Consider the following 16,115-nt stretch of genomic DNA (forward strand, 5'->3'; position numbering starts at 1 on the left):
ACGTCAGCGAGTTCGTCCGCAAGGTGAAGAACCGCGAAGAGGGCGTCAAGCTGATGGGCTTCGGCCACCGGGTCTACAAGAACTACGACCCCCGCGCGCGCATCGTCAAGGAACAGGCCGACAAGATCCTGGCCAAGCTCGGCGGCGACCCGCTGCTGGACATCGCCAAGGAATTGGAAGAGGCGGCGCTGACCGACGACTACTTCGTCGAGCGCAAGCTTTACCCGAACGTCGACTTCTACACCGGTTTGATCTACCGGGCCCTGGGCTTCCCGGTCCGGATGTTCACGGTGCTGTTCGCGTTGGGCCGGTTGCCCGGCTGGATCGCGCACTGGCGTGAGATGCACGACGAGGGTGACAGCAAGATCGGCCGCCCGCGCCAGATCTACACCGGCTACACCGAGCGCGACTACAAGACCATCGACGCGCGGTAGTGGCGGGTCGCTACCTCAGGTAGTCACAGCGAGGCGAGCACCGCCATGGCGGCGTTGTGCCCGCCGATGCCCGACACGGCACCGCCGCGGCGGGCGCCCGAGCCGCACAGCATGATCCGCTCGTGCGCGGTGGCCACCCCCCATTGCCGCGCCGGCGTGTCCAGCGGGTCGTCGTCGTCCGCGAATGGCCACGCCAGTCCGCCATGGAAGATGTTGCCGGCCGTCATGCGCAGCGTGCGGTGCAGGTCGAGGGTGGTCGTCGTCTCGATGCAGGGGCGTCCGTGCGCATCGGGCAGCAGCACTTCCTGAATGGGTTCGGCCAGAACGGAATTCAGCGACGACAGCACCGACTCGGTCAGCCGGTCACGCAGCGCCCCGGAGTAGGTGCCGTCGAACAGCGAGTGCGGGGTGTGCAGCCCGAACACCGTCATCGTGTGAGCGCCCGCCTCGCGCAGGTCGACCGACAGGATGCTCGGGTCGGTCAGCGAATGACAATATGCCTCGCAGGGCAACGGATCCGGGACATGCCCGGCGGCTGCCCGCGCGCATGCCGTATCCAATTGGGTCCAGGCTTCGTTGACGTGAAACGTGCCGGCGAAGGCCTGTTCGGCCGTGACCGCGTCGTCACGCAACCGCGGCAGCCGGCGCAGCACCATGTTGACCTTGACCTGCGCGCCCTGGGCGGGGGTCGGCGGTCGTTCACCGAGCAGGCCGGCCAGTACCGCCGGTGTGACGCCCGCGAGCACGAACCGGGCCCGGATGACGTGCTCCGCATCGCGGGCCCGGTAACGCACCAGACCGTCCGGTTCGACGGCGTAAACCTCGGCGCCGGTGGTGATTTCGGCACCATGACGCACCGCGGCGGCCGCCAGGGCCCCGGTCAGCGCGCCCATCCCGCCGACCGGGACGTCCCAGTCGCCGGTCCCGCCGCCCAGCACGTGATACAGGAAGCAGACGTTCTGGGTCAGCGCCGGGTCGTCGAGGCGAGCGAACGTTCCGATCAGGGCGTCGGTCGCGATGACGCCGCGGACGACGTCGTTGCCGACGGCCGCGGTGATGGCACGCCCGATCGGCTCGTCGATCAACGCGTGCCACGCGGCCGCCGCTTCGGTGCCTTCGGCGACTCGCCGGCGGGCCTGCTCGCGGGTGAGCAGCGGTTCCAGCAGCGTCGGCCAGAGCCGCTGGGTCACCAGTCGGCAGCTGTCGTAGAAGGCGGCGAACCCGTGCTCGTCGGGGCCGGCGCCGATCGCGGCGAACGTGTCACCGCCCGCGCCGATCAACAACCCACGGCGGCCATCGGTCGCCGGGTCGGGCGTGTAGGAGGAGTACCGCCGCCGCGCCAGCCGCACCCCGGCGCCCAGATCGTCGACGATGCGGGGCGGCAACAGGCTGACCAGATAGGAATACCGCGACAGCCGCACACCCACCCCGTCGAACGCCTGCGCCGAGACGGCCGCTCCGCCGGTGTGTCCGAGCCGCTCCAGCACCCGCACCCGAAGGCCCGCCCGGGCCAGATACGCCGCGGCCACCAGGCCGTTATGGCCGCCCCCTATGACGACGGCGTCGACATCTGCGGCGTGGCTCAGTTCAGGTAGCCCTCGACCTCGTCGGGCGGACGCACCTCGGCCTCGTGGGGGTCACCGCCGCTGTCGCGCAGAGCGCGACGCTGCCGCAGCAGGTCCCAACACTGGTCCAGCTCGACCTCGAGCCGCCGCAGGCGATCATGCTCCTCCGATTCGGAGATGTCGCGCTGTTGCAGCTGCGCCCGCAGGGCCTTCTCCTCGGCGACCAGGTCGCGGATGTGTGCCAGGGTTTCGTTGTCGGTCGGTTTGTTGCCGTTGGCCATCGCTCCAGTGTGCCCGACCCGGCGGGGGTCGTCCCGGTAGGTCACCCATCACGGGCCGCGCGTACATGCGGCCGGGGGATCGAGTCAAAAGCCTTGTGCCTTCGACAAAGTCGCGCTAGCTGGGGCCGGGGAGCCGCAGCACCAGCCGGGCGCCGCCCAGCGGGCTGCTCTCCAGCGCCGCCGTCCCGCGGTGCAGGTGGGCTTGCTGGGCCACCAGCGCCAGCCCCAGGCCCGAGCCCGAATGCGAGGCGGTCGACCCGCGGGAGAACCGCTCGAACACGACGTCGCGTTCGTCTTCGGGCACGCCGCTGCCGTTGTCGTCGACCGCGATCTCGACGCCGGCGCGGGAGCTGACCGCCGACAGCTGGACACGGGTCGCGCCGCCATGTTTGACGGCGTTGGCGATGGCGTTGTCCACCGCGAGGCGCAACCCGGCCGGCAAGCCGACGATGATGCACGTCGGCGACGGGACCAGTGACACGTCGAGGTCGGGGTAGATGCGCATCGCGTCGTGGGCGGCGCGGTCGAGCAGCTCGGTGATGTCGACGGGCACATGGTCGTCGGAGGTCGACAGTTCGCCCTGGGCCAGCCGCTCGAGGGCGCTCAAGGTGGCTTCGATGCGCGACTGGGTGCGGATGACGTCGCTCAGCACCTCTTTGCGTTGGTCGTCGGTCATATCCAGCGTGGACAGCACCTCGAGGTTGGTGCGCATCGCGGTCAGCGGGGTGCGCAGCTCGTGTGAGGACACGGCGGCGAAGTCGCGGGCCGACGCCAGTGCCTCCTTGGTCCGGTTCTGCTCGTTCCAGATGCGCTGCAGCATGCCGCGCATGGCTTCGGCGATCTCGACGGCCTCGGTGGCGCCGTGCACCTCCACCCGCGGCGCCTCGTCGCCCGCGTCGATCGACCGGGTCTGCTGGGCGAGCTGTTTGAACGGGCGCACGGCGAACGCGGCCAGCAGCCACGCGAACACGGCGGCCGCGCCGATGGCGAAGCCGCAGATCAGCAGCACCCGACGGTGCAGGTTGTTGGTCTCGGCGAGAGTCGCGTCGTACGTCGCGCCCACGGCCAGCGAGGTCGGTTCGGGCGCCGGAATCGTCACCGTGCGCACCCGGTACCGCACGCCGTTGACGTACGCGTCGGCGTAGTCGACGTCCAGTTTGGGCAGCGTCACGTTGGAATTCGACTTGACCAGGTCACCGCGGCGGATGGTCATGATGGCGTCGTTGTTGTAGGGGGAGCGCGGGATTTCGTCGAGGCCGCGCGGCAGGGAGGGGATGGCGAAGCCCGCGGCCTCGTCGAGGCGGCGGTCCAGCCGTTCCTTGCGGTCGTTGGTGATGCCCACCCAGACGACGACGCCGACGATGAGCACGGGAATCGCTGCGCCGATGACCGTCGCGACCACAACGCGGGCGCGTAGCGATGGCGTACGGGTCAGGATCCGGGACAGAAAATTCATGGCCGCTCGCCTGGTTACTGCATGCGCAGGACGAACCCTACGCCGCGGACGGTGTGCAGCAGCCGGGGACCGCCGTTGGCCTCGAGCTTGCGGCGCAGATAGCCGATGAACACGTCGACGACGTTGGTGTCGGCGGCGAAGTCGTAACCCCACACCAGCTCCAACAGCTGCGCGCGGGACAGCACCGCGGTCTTGTGCTCGGCCAGCACGGCCAGCAGGTCGAATTCCCGCTTGGTCAGGTCGACGTCGACGCCGTTGACCCGGGCCCGCCGGCCGGGAATGTCCACTTCCAGCGGGCCCACGGTGATGGTCTCCGAGGAGGAGGTTGCGGTCGCGCCGCGTCGGCGCAGCAGCGCCTTCACCCGCGCGACGAGCTCGGCCAACACGAACGGTTTGACCAAGTAGTCGTCGGCGCCGGCCTCCAGCCCGGCGACCCGGTCGTCGACCGAACTGCGGGCGGACAGCACGCAGACCGGCACGTCGTTGTCCATGGCCCGGAGCGCCGTGACGACGCTGACGCCGTCCAGCACGGGCATGTTGATGTCGAGCACGATCGCGTCGGGCCGGGTCTCGGTGGCGCTGCGCAAGGCTTCGGCGCCGTCGACCGCGGTCGACACCTCGAATCCGGACAGCCGCAGGCCGCGTTCCAGCGAGGCGAGCACATCGGAGTCGTCGTCGACGACCAAGACGCGAGGCGAAGTCCCACCAGTGTCCATGCCGCCCATCTTGCCTGATTGTCGCGCGGGGCGGTGCCCTGGATGGGCCACCGTTGCCTAAAAGGTTACGTTTTCGACGCTGCGCCGAAATCGCGTGCTGGTATCGGCGTGACCGCGCCAAACTCTTTGGCGGAATTGGACATTCGCTGGTCGGGTGTTCGGATCCGAGTCGGGATCATGGATCGCCCACCTCGTCTGGCCCAGCGATCACTGGGTCGCGAGGCCGCTCAGCCGCAGCGCCAGCCGCCGTCGGACCGCCGGAACCCCTGCGGCCAGGCGCATTCCGATGTTGCGGAGCGGCCGCAACGGGCGCGGCAGCGTCGCCACCCGCGTCAGGCGTCCGGTCAGTTTCAGGACCCGCTCCGCGCGTCGGCGCTGGGCGGCGCTGTACGCGTCCAGCGCGGTTTCCGGGCCGCCCCCCAGGACCTCGGCGAGAGCCCCGGCCAGCGCCACCGCGTCGGTGATCCCCAGGTTCATCCCCTGACCCCCCGCGGGGCTGTGCACGTGGGCCGCGTCACCGGCCAGCAACAGCCGGCCGGCCCGGTAGCTGTCGGCGACGCGGTGATGGATGTGGAACCGCGATCCCCACACCAGCTCGGTCACGACCGTTTGGCCCGGCCCGAATCCGCGAGTGTCCAGGAGTGCCTGGACAAACTTCGCCGAAGGCTGTTGCGGCGCATCGGCGGTGGGGGCGACGACGCGGAAGATGCCACCGGGCAGCGGTGCCAGAACCGTCAGGCCGTCTTTGGCGTAGAACAGGATCACCTCATTGCCGGGCGCTTTGCCGGTCACTCGTACGTCAGCGAGCGTAAAAGACTCCGCGAATTCGCCACCGGTGAAGCCGATTCCGGCTTGCGTGCGAACAGTGCTGTTCATACCGTCCGCGCCGACGGCGTAGCGGGCCCTGATCGTGTCGCCGTCGTCGAACGTCGCCGTGACGCCGTCGGCATCCTGGGTGATGCCGCGCAACGTCTTGGGCCGGACCACGTCGCCGCCGAGTTCGTGCAGCCGCTCGAGCAGCAGCCGCTCGGTGTCGGCCTGGGAAAGCATCAGGGTGTACGGGTGTTCGGTCGGCAGCTCGCTGAAATCGACGGGGATCAAGACGCGCCGGCCCTGTCGCATGGTGAATCGCGGTGCGATCACCCCGGCCTTGACCATCCGCCGGGTGACGTCGAGCTCTTCGAGCACTTCCAGGGTGCGGGCGTTGACGGCCGCGGCGCGGGACGTGTTGGCGCCCGAGGCCAGCTTGTCCACCACGGTCACCCGAATTCCGCGGCTGAGTAGCGCGGCAGCGAGTGTCAGGCCGGTCGGACCGGCGCCTACCACCAGGACATCGGTGTCGTTCATGGTCGGCTCCTCTCCCTCGTGAGTTAGTCAACGCTTGTTGGCATAACCCCATGCTGGCGCGCCGGCGGGGCTATGTCAACAGTTGTTGGCCTACAATTGTTGACATGAGACGGTCAGCAGACGAGACGAAGGCGGTGATCCTGGCGGCGGCCCGCGAGCGCTTCGGCGCGGTGGGCTTTCAGGGCGCGACGATTCGGGCCATCGCCGCCGACGCGGGCATCGATCCCGCGATGGTCATGCGTTACTACGGCAGCAAGGACAAGCTGTTCGCCGCCGCGGCCGAGTTCGACCTGCGGTTCCCCGACTTCACGAGTACCGACCCGGCCCAGGTCGGGCGGTCGCTGGTTCGGCACTTCCTCGAACGCTGGGAAGGCGACGAGGCGCTGGTGATCCTGCTGCGATCCAGCACCACTAATGGCGAAGCGGCGCAACGTATGCACGAGATCTTCGGTGCCCAGATCCGGCCACTGGTGGAGGCCTTCGTCCCGCCCCGAGACTCCGGCGTGCGGGCCGGGCTGATCGCGACCCAAATCCTCGGTATGGCATTGTGCCGCTTCGTGTTACGGCTGCCTCCGGTCGTCCAGATGAGCCGCGACGAGATCGTCGACTGGCTCGGCCCGACCATTCAGCGCTACCTCGGACTGCCGGACGGGTGATCGGGAGAGTCAAACCACGGCGACGTCTTCCGGCGTGTCGCGTGCGTGGTTTTTGTGTCGCGAGTCGCTGGGCGCGATCTCAGGGCAAGCCGATTCGGCGGTAACGCCGCAACCGAGCGGCCAGCCGCTCGGTTGCCGGTAGCGCGCGCAGCCCGTGCACCTCGGCGGCGATGGCGTGCGAGAGTCGCTGGCAGAACTCGACCGGTTCATCGGCGGCATCGGGATGCTCCGGCACCACGGCGTCGACAATGCCCGACACCAGCAGATCGAGCGACCGAATGCCTTGCGCGGCGGCCAGTTCCGCGGCGTGATCGGTGTCGCGGAAGACGATCGCGCTGGCGCCCTCCGGCGGCAGGGGCGCCAGCCAGCCGTGCAACGCCGCCAGCACCCGATCGGCGGGCACCATGGCCAGCGCCGGCCCACCGCTGCCCTGGCCGAGCAGCACCGACACAGTCGGGGTGTCGAGCGTGACCAGCTCGGCCAGGCACTGGGCGATCTGGCCGGCCAGCCCGCCCTGTTCGGCGTCGGCCGACAGCGCGGGCCCCGCGGTGTCGATCACCAACACCAGCGGCAGGCGCAGCTCGGCCGCCAGGGCCATGCCGCGCCGGGCCTCCCGCAGCGACGCGGGGCCCACCATCCCGCCCGTCACGCGCTGCTGTCCCAGAACCACCGCGGGCTGTCCGGCGAAGCGGGCCAGGGCCAACAGGGTCGTCGCCGCTTCCCCCCGCCCGGTTCCCGACAGCAGCACCAGATCGGTGGCGCCGTGGTGTAACAGCAGCCCGACGCCCGGACGGTCGGGGCGGCGGGACGCCACCACGGAGTCCCACGCCGGCACGTCGGGGATCGATTCGGGCGGCGGCGCCGCCGGTAGGGGCTCGGCCGGGTCGGCGATGACGGTCAGCGCGCGGTCGAGCATCCCGCGGAGCTCGTCGACCGCGACGACACCGTCGATCACGCCGTGGCGGTGCAGGTTTTCCGCGGTCTGGACGCCCTCGGGGAAGGGCTCGCCATAGAGCAGCTGGTACACCCGGGGGCCGAGAAAGCCGATCAGGGCTCCCGGCTCGGCGACCGTGACGTGACCCAGCGAACCCCACGACGCGAACACCCCGCCGGTGGTCGGATTGCGCAGGTAGACCAGGTAGGGCAGGTGCGCCTGCTTGTGCAGGCGCACCGCGGCGGCGATCTTCACCATCTGCAGAAAGGCGACCGTGCCTTCCTGCATGCGGGTGCCGCCGGAGCTCGGCGAGGCCAGCAACGGCAGGCCCTCGGCGGTCGCGCGCTGCACCGCGGTGGTGATCCGCTCGGCCGCGGCCACCCCGATCGAGCCGCCCAGGAAACCGAACTCGCACACCACGACCGCCACTCGGCGCCCGAAGATGCGGCCCTCGCCGGTCAGCACCGATTCGTCCAGGCCGGTGGCCGCCCGCGCGTCGGCCAATTCCCGCGAATACGCCTCGCTGACCGGCACGGCGAGCGGCTCGCTGTCCCAGCGGACGAAGGAACCGTCGTCGAGCACCGCGTCGCGCAGCTGAGCAGCCGTGATACGACTCACGACACGAGGCTATATAGGGTGGCTGCCATGATCGGTGTTACCCAGGCTGAGGCCGTGCTGACCATCGAGCTGCAGCGGCCCGAGCGCCGCAACGCCCTGAATTCCGAACTCGTCGAGGAGCTGCGGGAAACTTTCCAGAAGGCCAGCGACGGCACCGTTCGGGCCATCGTGCTGACCGGGCAGGGCACGGCGTTCTGCGCCGGTGCGGACCTGAGTGGCGATGCGTTCGCCGCCGACTACCCCGACCGGCTCATCGAGCTGCACAAGTTGATGGATGCCACGCTGATCCCGGTGATCGGCGCCATCAACGGTCCGGCCATCGGCGCGGGCCTGCAGCTGGCGATGCGATGCGATCTGCGGGTCGTCGCACCGGAGGCATTCTTTCAATTTCCGACCTCGAAATATGGCCTGGCGCTGGATAACTGGAGCATCCGTCGGCTGTCCTCGCTGGTCGGTCACGGGCGGGCCAGTGCGATGCTGCTGACCGCAGAAAAGCTGACGCCCGAAGTTGCGCTGCAGTGTGGATTGGCCAACCGCATCGGGACAGTGGCCGACGCCCAGGCGTGGGGCGCCGAGATCGCCGGCCTGGCGCCGCTGGCGATCCAGCACGCCAAGCGGGTGCTCAACGATGACGGCGCCATGGACGATTCGTTGCCGGTGCACAAGGAGCTCTTCGACAAGGCGTGGGGGAGCCAGGACGTCGTCGAAGCCCAGGTGGCCCGCATCGAGAAGCGACCGCCCAAGTTCACGGGAGCCTGACCCTCATGCTGCGGGGGGCGCTGCGGCTGGCCGCGGGCACGGCGTCGCTGGCGGCCGGCGGCTGGGTGGTGCGGGCGCTGCACGGCGCACCGGCGGCCCTGGGTGCGCACCCCGCCGCGATCCGGGCCGTGGCCGAGGGGTCACCGAACTACCGCGACGGCGTATTCCTCAACCTCGACCCCGCCTCGAACTTCGTAATGGATCGCGAGGAACTGCGGCTCGTCGTCTGGGAGCTGATCGGCAATCGCAGCGTGGGCCGGCCCGCTTCGCCGATCCCGTTGGCCGCGCCGGCGCTCTTCGACGGTGATCCCAGGCGGCTCGCCGTCAGCTGGTTCGGCCACTCGACGGCCCTGTTGGAGATCGACGGCTACCGGGTGCTCACCGACCCGGTGTGGAGCGACCGGTGCTCACCGTCGGACATCGTCGGGCCGCAGCGGCTGCATCCGCCCCCGGTGCAACTGGAAGGGCTGCCTGCCGTCGATGCCGTCGTGATCAGCCATGACCATTACGACCACCTCGACATCGACACGGTGTTGGCGCTGGCCCGCACGCAGCGGGCACCCTTCTTCGTCCCCCTCGGCGTCGGCGCCCACCTGCGTGCTTGGGGGATCCCCGAGCACCGCATCGTCGAACTCGACTGGCATCAGAGCGCCAAGGTCGACGAGCTCATCGTGACTTGCCTGCCGGCGCGGCACTTTTCGGGACGCTTCCTGGACCGCAACACCACGCTGTGGGCGTCATGGGCCTTCGCCGGCCCGAATCATCGCGCCTATTTCGGCGGAGACACCGGCTACACCGAGAGCTTCACGCGCATCGGCGAAGAGCACGGGCCGTTCGACCTGACCCTGCTGCCCATCGGGGCCTACAACAGCGCGTGGCCGGACGTCCACATGAACCCCGAGGAGGCGGTCCGGGCGCACCTGGACCTCACCGAGGCCGGGCTGCTCGTGCCGATCCACTGGGGCACCTTCCGGCTGGCCCCCCACCCGTGGGCCGAGCCGGTGGAGCGACTGCTCTCCGCCGCGGAACCGGAACGGGTCAATGTCGCGGTGCCCGCTCCGGGCCAGCGCATCGATCCCACATCGCCGGTGAAATCGAATCCCTGGTGGCGGCTCTGAATTCTGAGGCCCGGCAACCTCCCCACGCTAAAGTTCCGCCATGACGAAACGCGCGGCCGCGGCCGCTGTCACGGTGCTGCTCGCCATGACCGGATGCGGGCCCGCGCAACCGGCTTCCAGCCCGCCCGCGCTCTCTGACGCACCCCCCAACGAGGTGTCCGGCGTTGCGATCCCCGCCGGCCGCATCGACGACGCCGTCGCGAAGGTCGACGGCCTGGTCGGCGACCTGATGAAGAGCACCGGCGTCCCGGGCATGGCGGTGGCTGTCGTTCACGGTGGAAAAGTTCTGTACGCCAAGGGCTTCGGCATCAAGGACGCCAGCAAGGGGCAGGGTCGAGGCAACAGGGTGGACGCGGACACCGTCTTCCAGTTGGCGTCGGTATCCAAATCGGTCGGCTCGACGGTGGTCGCGCACGAGGTCAGTGAGAACGTGGTCGCCTGGGACACGCCGGTCGTGTCCAAGCTGCCGTGGTTCACGCTCAGCGATCCCTACGTCACCAGCCACGTGACCGTCGCCGACCTCTATTCGCATCGTTCCGGGCTGCCCGACCACGCCGGTGACAAACTCGAAGACCTGGGTTATGACCGGCGGCAGACCCTCGAGCGGCTGAAGTTCCTGCCGCTGGCCCCATTTCGGGCCAGTTACGCCTACACCAACTACGGGGTGACGGCGGCGGCCGAGGCGGTGGCCACCGCGGCGGGCAAGTCGTGGGAGGACCTGTCGGACCAGGAGCTGTACCGGCCGCTGGGAATGACCTCGACGAGTTCCCGGTTCGCCGACTTCCTCGCCCGGCCCAACCGCGCTGTGAACCACATCAAGATCGACGGCAGATGGGAGCCCCGATTCCAGCGCGACCCGGACGCGCAGTCGCCGGCGGGCGGCGTGAGTTCGTCGGTGAACGACATGGCGCGCTGGCTGATGATGTTGCTGGGCAACGGAACTTACAACGGCCAGCGGATCACCTCGGCGGAAGCCTTACTGCCGGCCATCAGTCCGCGGATGGTTTCGACACCCGCGAAGACCCCCGGGGCGCGCACCGGGTTCTACGGATACGGCTTCAACGCGTCGGTCGATTCGTCGGGGCGCACCGAATACAGCCATTCGGGCGCCTTCGATCTCGGCGCGGCGACCAACTTCGTGGTGCTGCCCTCGGAGGACCTGGCCATCGTCGCGCTGACCAACGGTGCGCCCTACGGCATCCCGGAAACGCTGACCGCCCAATTCATGGACCTCGTTGAGTATGGCCAGATCCGCGAGGACTGGGGCGCTCTCTACAACAAGGCGATCGGCTGGCTGAACAACCCGGAGGGCTCGCTGGTCGGCAAGCAGCCGCCGGCGAACCCCGCCCCGGCCAGGCCGCTCGGCCAATACGCCGGCGTGTACGCCAACGACTACTGGGGCCCGGCCGTCGTCACCGAACGGGACGGGGCGCTGCAACTGACGATGGGACCGAAGAACCGGGCGGTCCCCCTGACGCACTGGGACGGCGACACCTTCACCTTCGGTCTGACCGACGAAAATGCGCCGCCCGGAACGGTTTCCAAGGCCGTGTTCTCCGGAAACGCCCTCAATTTGGAGTACTACGACTCCGACAAGCTTGGGACGTTCACCCGATGATCCCCGGATTGACCGATGCCGAGGTGGCGCAGCGGGTCGCCGATGGCAAGAGCAACGCTGTCCGCGAACGTGCCACCCGCAGCATCCCGGACATCGTGCGGGCCAACGTCTTCACCCGGATCAACGCGATCCTGGGCGTGCTGCTGCTGATCGTGCTGGCGACGGGCTCGCTGATCAACGGGATGTTCGGCCTGCTCATCGTCGCCAACAGCGTCGTCGGCATGGTGCAGGAAATCCGGGCCAAGCAGACACTGGATGCGCTGGCGATCGTGGGGCAGGCGAAACCATTGGTGCGCAGGGAATCCGGGACGAGGACTCTGCCGCCCGCACAGGTGGTCCTCGATGACATCATCGAACTCGGACCCGGCGACCAAGTCGTCGTCGACGGCGAGATCGTCGAGGAGACGAACCTGGAGATCGACGAGTCGCTGCTGACCGGTGAGGCCGACCCGATCGGCAAGGCCACGGGCGACGCCGTGATGTCGGGCAGCTTCGTCGTCGCCGGGTCGGGCGCCTACCGCGCCACCAAGGTCGGGCCGGAGGCCTACGCGGCCAAGCTCGCCGAGGAGGCCAGCAAGTTCACCTTGGTCAAATCCGAACTGCGCAACGGCATCAACCGGATCCTGCAGTTCATCACCTACCTGTTGGTGCCTGCCGGCCTGCTGACGATTTACACCCAGTTCTTCACCACCCACGCGGGCTGGCGGCAGTCGGTGCTGCGGACGGTGGGTGCGCTGGTGCCGATGGTGCCCGAGGGGCTGGTCTTGCTGACATCGGTCGCGTTCGCCGTCGGGGTCGTCCGGCTCGGCCAGCGCCGGTGCCTGGTGCAGGAGTTGCCCGCCATCGAGGGGCTCGCCCGGGTTGATGTGGTCTGCGCGGACAAGACCGGCACCCTGACCGAAAACGGCATGCGCGTCGCGGGGGTCGAGGAACTCGAAGCGGTGCAACGGAACAACGTCGAGGAGGCGCTGGCGGCGCTGGCCGCCGCCGACCCGCGCCCCAACGCCAGCATGCAGGCGATCGCGGAGACCTATCAGCGGCCGCCCGACTGGACCGTCACAGCGACCGCCCCGTTCAAGTCGGCCACCAAGTGGAGCGGGGTGTCCTACGGCGACCGCGGCAATTGGGTGATCGGGGCGCCGGACGTGCTGCTCGATCCGGCGTCGGAAGCGGCCGAGCGGGCCGAGCGCATCGGCGCGCAGGGGTTGCGGGTGCTGCTGGTCGGAACCGGCGATGTGACCGTCGACCACCCGGACGCACCGGGCCGCGTCACCCCCGTCGCGCTGGTGGTTCTGGAGCAAAGGGTCCGCCCGGACGCCGCGGAGACGTTGGATTACTTTGCCGAGCAGGGTGTTTCGGTGAAGGTGATCTCCGGCGACAACGCGGTGTCCGTGGGGGCCGTAGCCGACAAACTCGGATTGCGCGGCGAGACGATGGACGCGCGCCGGCTGCCGTCCGAACCCGCGCAACTGGCCGACGCGCTGGATGCTTACACCACGTTCGGCCGGGTGCGGCCCGACCAGAAGCGGTCGATTGTGCACGCACTGCAATCGCACGGGCATACCGTCGCGATGACCGGAGACGGCGTCAACGACGTGCTGGCCCTCAAGGATGCCGACATCGGCGTCGCGATGGGCGCCGGCAGCCCGGCGTCGCGGGCCGTCGCACAAATCGTGTTGCTGGACAACAGATTCGCCACCCTGCCGTACGTCGTCGCCGAGGGCCGACGGGTGATCGGCAACATCGAGCGCGTGGCCAACCTGTTCTTGACCAAGACCGTCTACTCGGTGCTGCTGGCGCTGCTGGTCGGCATCGAATGCCTGTTCGCCAAGGTGATCAAAGCGGACCCCTTGTTGTACCCGTTCCAGCCGATCCACGTGACGATCGCGGCGTGGTTCACCATCGGAATCCCGTCGTTCATCCTCTCGCTCGCCCCCAACAACGAACGCGCCTATCCGGGCTTCGTCCGGCGGGTGCTGAGCTCGGCGCTGCCGTCCGGGCTGATCGTCGGGGCCGCGACCTTCGCTTCCTACCTGCTGGCCTACCACGGCCGGCACGCGACCTTTCAGCAGCAGGAGCAGGCGTCCACCGCGGCCCTGATCACGTTGCTGATGACGGCGCTGTGGGTGCTCGCGGTGGTCGCTCGCCCCTACCAGTGGTGGCGGGTCGCACTGGTGATCGCCTCGGCCCTGGCCTACGTCGTGATCTTCAGCATCCCGCTGGCCCGCAAGGCGTTTCTGCTCGATCCATCCGACGTGGTGGTGACCTCGACCGCCGTGGGTATCGGTGTGCTGGGCGCCGCCGCCGTCGAGGCGATGTGGTGGATCCGGGCGCGGATGCTGGGCGTGCAGCCGCGGATGTGGCGCTGACCACCCGGAGCACGGGCCCGCAGGGTTAGTAGGATTTGCGGCGGGGAAAGGACGGGTGCATGGGATTCTTCGACAAGGCCAAAGACCTGTTGTCGCAGAACGCCGACAAGGTCGGGACGGCGATCGACAAGGCCGGCGAGTTCGTCGACGACAAGACGCAGGGCAAGTACTCCGACACCATCCACAAAGTGCAGGAAGAGGCCAAGAAGGCAGCCGAGGCCGCGGCAAAAGGCGACGACCAGAACTGAGCTCATGGCGAAACTCTCCGGATCCATCGATGTCCCGTTGCCACCCGAGGTGGCGTGGAAGCATGCCTCCGACCTGTCCCGCTACAAGGACTGGCTGACCATTCACCGGGTGTGGCGCAGCAAACTGCCCGACGACATCGACAAGGGCACGGTCGTGGAGTCGATCGTCGAAGTCAAGGGCATGTACAACCGGATCAAATGGACGGTGGTGCGGTACAAGCCGCCGGAGGGCATGACGCTCAACGGGGACGGTGTCGGCGGCGTGAAGGTCAAGCTGATGGCGAAGGTTCAGCCCGCCGAGGAGGGCTCCATCGTCAGCTTCGACGTCCACCTCGGCGGCCCGGCGCTGTTCGGCCCGATCGGGATGATCGTCGCCGCCGCCCTGCGGGGCGACATCAACACGTCACTGGAGAACTTCGTCACGGTGTTCACCCGGCCCGATCCCGGCATGAATGGACACGGCGGCGTTCATCGCTGATCGCCTCGGCCACCGGTCCCGAGTCGGTTAATCTCGCTAGCATGACTCGCCGGCTGCGTCCTGGGTGGCTGGTGGCGCTTTTCGCGTTGGTGATCTCGGCCAGTGCGTGGCTGCCGTGGCTGACGACGGCCGTCAACGGCGGGGGCTGGGCCAACGCCATCGGGGGCGCGCACGGCAACCTGGAACTTCCGCGCGGGTTCGGCGCGGGTCAGCTCATCGTGCTGCTGTCCTCGGCGCTGCTGGTCACCGGCGCGATGGTCGGCCGCGGCCTGTCGGTGCGGCTGGCTTCGGTTGGCGCACTGTTGATCTCGCTGCTGATCGTCGCGCTCACGGCCTGGTACTACAAGCTGAACGTCAATCCGCCGGTGTCGGCGCAGTACGGCCTCTACGTCGGCGCGGTGGCGGCGGTGTGCGCGGTGGTGTGCTCGATCGCGGCGGTCATCACGGCGTTGGCTTCCCGACGGTCCGGCCGCTGAGGATTCAGGGCGACGGGAACTCGTGCTTGCCCGAGCTGGCGCTCTCGCTGGGCTCGTTGACGCCGAACACGAAGGGCGCGAACACGATTTCGCGGCCGTCGGGGTCGCGGTAGGTGAACGCGCCCGTTGCCTCCCAGTACGGATGTTGTTCGACCGGCTCGTGCCCGGCGGCCCGAAGCCGTGCGATCGCCTCCTGCTGCGCCCGGCGGTTGGGGAAGTAGAGGCACAGCTGTTCGTGCGGGTCGACCGCGACGGGCTCGACGGATTCCACGATTTCCAGGGTCAGGTTCCAGCTGGGCAGGCCGAAGATGGCGCCGTTGCTGCCGTAGCTCTCGCCGAACGTCTCGAAGAGCGGCAGCCCGACGAGTTCGCGGTAGAACCGCACCGTGTCCTGAAAGTTCGACGACCGGCGGGCGAACCGGATGCCGCCGATCGGTGCGAGCTGCGGGGGCCAGTGCGTGGTGCGGCGGGGGTTGTGCGCCATCACAGCCCGACCGCTCCGGCCGCCGACTCGGCGGTGTTCCAGTGTCGCAGCTGTGCGCCGGGTGCCCACGTCGAATGGGTACCGCTCGAGATGCGCTCGGGCAGTTGAAGTTTGCACACCGGCCCGTCGGCGATCCGGCCCGCGTCGAAGATCACGCAGTAGGAGGCGTCGGCGTTCATGTCGGTGGTGAGCGTGACGAGGTAGCCGTCGTCCTCGCCGGTGGCACCGACTCGCGGCGCCATCGCCGTCTCGCTTCCGTAGACGCCTTCGCCGAAGGCGAATTCCTGTTGGCTTCCGGTTTGCAGGTCGTGTTTGACCAGCCCGTCGAACAGGAACCAACCGGGTTTGCCGGTCGCGGCGTAGGCGTAGCGGTAGTTGCCCGCGGCGTAGTCGGGGTTGATGGTGCCGAACTCGGTGATGGAGTCCGACAGCCGTTCTTCCCGCACGGCGCCGGTTGTCAAATTGAACCGCCACCGATGCAGCCGCGACTGCAGCCGGTCGAGCGCCAGGAAGCGAAACAGCTTGTCCCACTTCGACCCACCGGTGTCGGCCGGGGAA

The 16,115-nt window shown here is 68.8% G+C and carries 17 protein-coding genes; 9 read left to right on the forward strand and 8 right to left on the reverse strand.

Annotation, left to right across the window (positions count from 1 at the left end; translation table 11 throughout):
* Nucleotides 1-434 (forward strand): citrate/2-methylcitrate synthase (locus tag A9X03_RS23350; protein ID WP_304528483.1); only part of this gene is annotated, 434 nt, incomplete at its 5' end.
* Nucleotides 435-457: 23 nt separating this feature from the next.
* Here the strand turns inward: A9X03_RS23350 and A9X03_RS23355 are convergent.
* From A9X03_RS23355 to A9X03_RS23375, 5 genes are all read right to left on the reverse strand, one after another.
* Complete coding sequence (locus A9X03_RS23355; RefSeq protein WP_067785346.1) at nucleotides 458-2,020, reverse strand: NAD(P)/FAD-dependent oxidoreductase; 1,563 nt, start codon at nucleotides 2,018-2,020, stop codon at nucleotides 458-460.
* Nucleotides 2,017-2,280 carry a DUF2630 family protein gene (locus tag A9X03_RS23360; RefSeq protein ID WP_067747509.1) on the reverse strand — a complete coding sequence of 88 codons (264 nt, stop codon included), beginning with the start codon at nucleotides 2,278-2,280 and terminating at the stop codon, nucleotides 2,017-2,019. Before A9X03_RS23360 ends, A9X03_RS23355 begins: the two co-directional genes overlap by 4 nt.
* Nucleotides 2,281-2,395: 115 nt before the next feature.
* Nucleotides 2,396-3,736: a HAMP domain-containing sensor histidine kinase gene (locus A9X03_RS23365; RefSeq protein ID WP_067747459.1), complete on the reverse strand. Its 1,341-nt coding sequence runs from the start codon at nucleotides 3,734-3,736 to the stop codon at nucleotides 2,396-2,398.
* A 14-nt stretch (nucleotides 3,737-3,750) separates the two neighbouring features.
* Nucleotides 3,751-4,461: a two-component system response regulator PrrA gene (prrA, locus tag A9X03_RS23370; RefSeq protein WP_007168707.1), complete on the reverse strand. Its 711-nt coding sequence runs from the start codon at nucleotides 4,459-4,461 to the stop codon at nucleotides 3,751-3,753.
* A gap of 198 nt (nucleotides 4,462-4,659) precedes the next feature.
* Nucleotides 4,660-5,799 carry an NAD(P)/FAD-dependent oxidoreductase gene (locus tag A9X03_RS23375; RefSeq protein ID WP_067747461.1) on the reverse strand — a complete coding sequence of 380 codons (1,140 nt, stop codon included), beginning with the start codon at nucleotides 5,797-5,799 and terminating at the stop codon, nucleotides 4,660-4,662.
* Nucleotides 5,800-5,903: 104 nt separating this feature from the next.
* Here A9X03_RS23375 and A9X03_RS23380 point away from each other — a divergent pair, with 104 nt between their 5' ends.
* Nucleotides 5,904-6,455: a TetR/AcrR family transcriptional regulator gene (locus tag A9X03_RS23380; RefSeq protein ID WP_067747463.1), complete on the forward strand. Its 552-nt coding sequence runs from the start codon at nucleotides 5,904-5,906 to the stop codon at nucleotides 6,453-6,455.
* 79 nt (nucleotides 6,456-6,534) lie between these two features.
* Here A9X03_RS23380 and A9X03_RS23385 read toward each other — a convergent pair whose 3' ends face one another.
* Nucleotides 6,535-8,007: a carboxyl transferase domain-containing protein gene (locus tag A9X03_RS23385; RefSeq protein WP_067747465.1), complete on the reverse strand. Its 1,473-nt coding sequence runs from the start codon at nucleotides 8,005-8,007 to the stop codon at nucleotides 6,535-6,537.
* 27 nt (nucleotides 8,008-8,034) lie between these two features.
* Between A9X03_RS23385 and A9X03_RS23390 the strand changes: the two genes are divergently transcribed.
* The 7 genes from A9X03_RS23390 to A9X03_RS23420 are packed head-to-tail and all read left to right on the forward strand — an operon-like array spanning nucleotide 8,035 to nucleotide 15,073.
* Entirely contained in the window at nucleotides 8,035-8,766 is a 732-nt protein-coding gene (locus A9X03_RS23390; RefSeq protein WP_067785349.1) for an enoyl-CoA hydratase, read from the forward strand.
* Between the two features lie 5 nt (nucleotides 8,767-8,771).
* A complete protein-coding gene (locus A9X03_RS23395) occupies nucleotides 8,772-9,884 on the forward strand; it encodes an MBL fold metallo-hydrolase (RefSeq protein ID WP_156669852.1) in 1,113 nt (370 codons plus the stop codon).
* 40 nt (nucleotides 9,885-9,924) lie between these two features.
* A complete protein-coding gene (locus tag A9X03_RS23400; protein ID WP_067785352.1) occupies nucleotides 9,925-11,502 on the forward strand; it encodes a serine hydrolase in 1,578 nt (525 codons plus the stop codon).
* Nucleotides 11,499-13,871, forward strand: coding sequence for a cation-translocating P-type ATPase (locus A9X03_RS23405; RefSeq protein WP_067785355.1), 2,373 nt, complete (start codon nucleotides 11,499-11,501; stop codon nucleotides 13,869-13,871). Before A9X03_RS23400 ends, A9X03_RS23405 begins: the two co-directional genes overlap by 4 nt.
* Nucleotides 13,872-13,930: 59 nt before the next feature.
* Nucleotides 13,931-14,119 (forward strand): antitoxin, encoded by a 189-nt coding sequence (locus A9X03_RS23410; RefSeq protein ID WP_067747473.1) that lies wholly within the window; start codon nucleotides 13,931-13,933, stop codon nucleotides 14,117-14,119.
* A 4-nt stretch (nucleotides 14,120-14,123) separates the two neighbouring features.
* Nucleotides 14,124-14,597, forward strand: coding sequence for an SRPBCC family protein (locus A9X03_RS23415; protein ID WP_067747475.1), 474 nt, complete (start codon nucleotides 14,124-14,126; stop codon nucleotides 14,595-14,597).
* A 41-nt stretch (nucleotides 14,598-14,638) separates the two neighbouring features.
* A complete protein-coding gene (locus A9X03_RS23420; RefSeq protein ID WP_067747477.1) occupies nucleotides 14,639-15,073 on the forward strand; it encodes a hypothetical protein in 435 nt (144 codons plus the stop codon).
* 4 nt (nucleotides 15,074-15,077) lie between these two features.
* Here A9X03_RS23420 and A9X03_RS23425 read toward each other — a convergent pair whose 3' ends face one another.
* Nucleotides 15,078-15,557, reverse strand: a complete 480-nt coding sequence (locus tag A9X03_RS23425; RefSeq protein WP_067785358.1) for a VOC family protein — start codon at nucleotides 15,555-15,557, stop codon at nucleotides 15,078-15,080.
* On the reverse strand, nucleotides 15,557-16,115 hold a 559-nt coding region (locus A9X03_RS23430), incomplete at its 5' end, for a carotenoid oxygenase family protein (RefSeq protein ID WP_197696131.1). The genes A9X03_RS23425 and A9X03_RS23430, both read right to left, overlap by 1 nt.

The sequence above is a fragment of the Mycobacterium sp. E1715 genome (assembly GCF_001667625.1).
Classification (GTDB): Bacteria; Actinomycetota; Actinomycetes; order Mycobacteriales; family Mycobacteriaceae; genus Mycobacterium.

What these genes read in the sequence shown, in the direction of transcription:
- A9X03_RS23360 (WP_067747509.1), bottom strand. Translation starts at nt 2,280, where the DNA reads ATGGCCAACGGCAACAAACCGACCGACAACGAAACCCTGGCACACATC.
- A9X03_RS23365 (WP_067747459.1), bottom strand. Translation starts at nt 3,736, where the DNA reads ATGAATTTTCTGTCCCGGATCCTGACCCGTACGCCATCGCTACGCGCC.
- prrA (WP_007168707.1), bottom strand. Translation starts at nt 4,461, where the DNA reads ATGGGCGGCATGGACACTGGTGGGACTTCGCCTCGCGTCTTGGTCGTC.
- A9X03_RS23375 (WP_067747461.1), bottom strand. Translation starts at nt 5,799, where the DNA reads ATGAACGACACCGATGTCCTGGTGGTAGGCGCCGGTCCGACCGGCCTG.
- A9X03_RS23380 (WP_067747463.1), top strand. Translation starts at nt 5,904, where the DNA reads ATGAGACGGTCAGCAGACGAGACGAAGGCGGTGATCCTGGCGGCGGCC.
- A9X03_RS23390 (WP_067785349.1), top strand. Translation starts at nt 8,035, where the DNA reads ATGATCGGTGTTACCCAGGCTGAGGCCGTGCTGACCATCGAGCTGCAG.
- A9X03_RS23395 (WP_156669852.1), top strand. Translation starts at nt 8,772, where the DNA reads ATGCTGCGGGGGGCGCTGCGGCTGGCCGCGGGCACGGCGTCGCTGGCG.
- A9X03_RS23400 (WP_067785352.1), top strand. Translation starts at nt 9,925, where the DNA reads ATGACGAAACGCGCGGCCGCGGCCGCTGTCACGGTGCTGCTCGCCATG.
- A9X03_RS23405 (WP_067785355.1), top strand. Translation starts at nt 11,499, where the DNA reads ATGATCCCCGGATTGACCGATGCCGAGGTGGCGCAGCGGGTCGCCGAT.
- A9X03_RS23410 (WP_067747473.1), top strand. Translation starts at nt 13,931, where the DNA reads ATGGGATTCTTCGACAAGGCCAAAGACCTGTTGTCGCAGAACGCCGAC.
- A9X03_RS23415 (WP_067747475.1), top strand. Translation starts at nt 14,124, where the DNA reads ATGGCGAAACTCTCCGGATCCATCGATGTCCCGTTGCCACCCGAGGTG.
- A9X03_RS23420 (WP_067747477.1), top strand. Translation starts at nt 14,639, where the DNA reads ATGACTCGCCGGCTGCGTCCTGGGTGGCTGGTGGCGCTTTTCGCGTTG.
- A9X03_RS23425 (WP_067785358.1), bottom strand. Translation starts at nt 15,557, where the DNA reads ATGGCGCACAACCCCCGCCGCACCACGCACTGGCCCCCGCAGCTCGCA.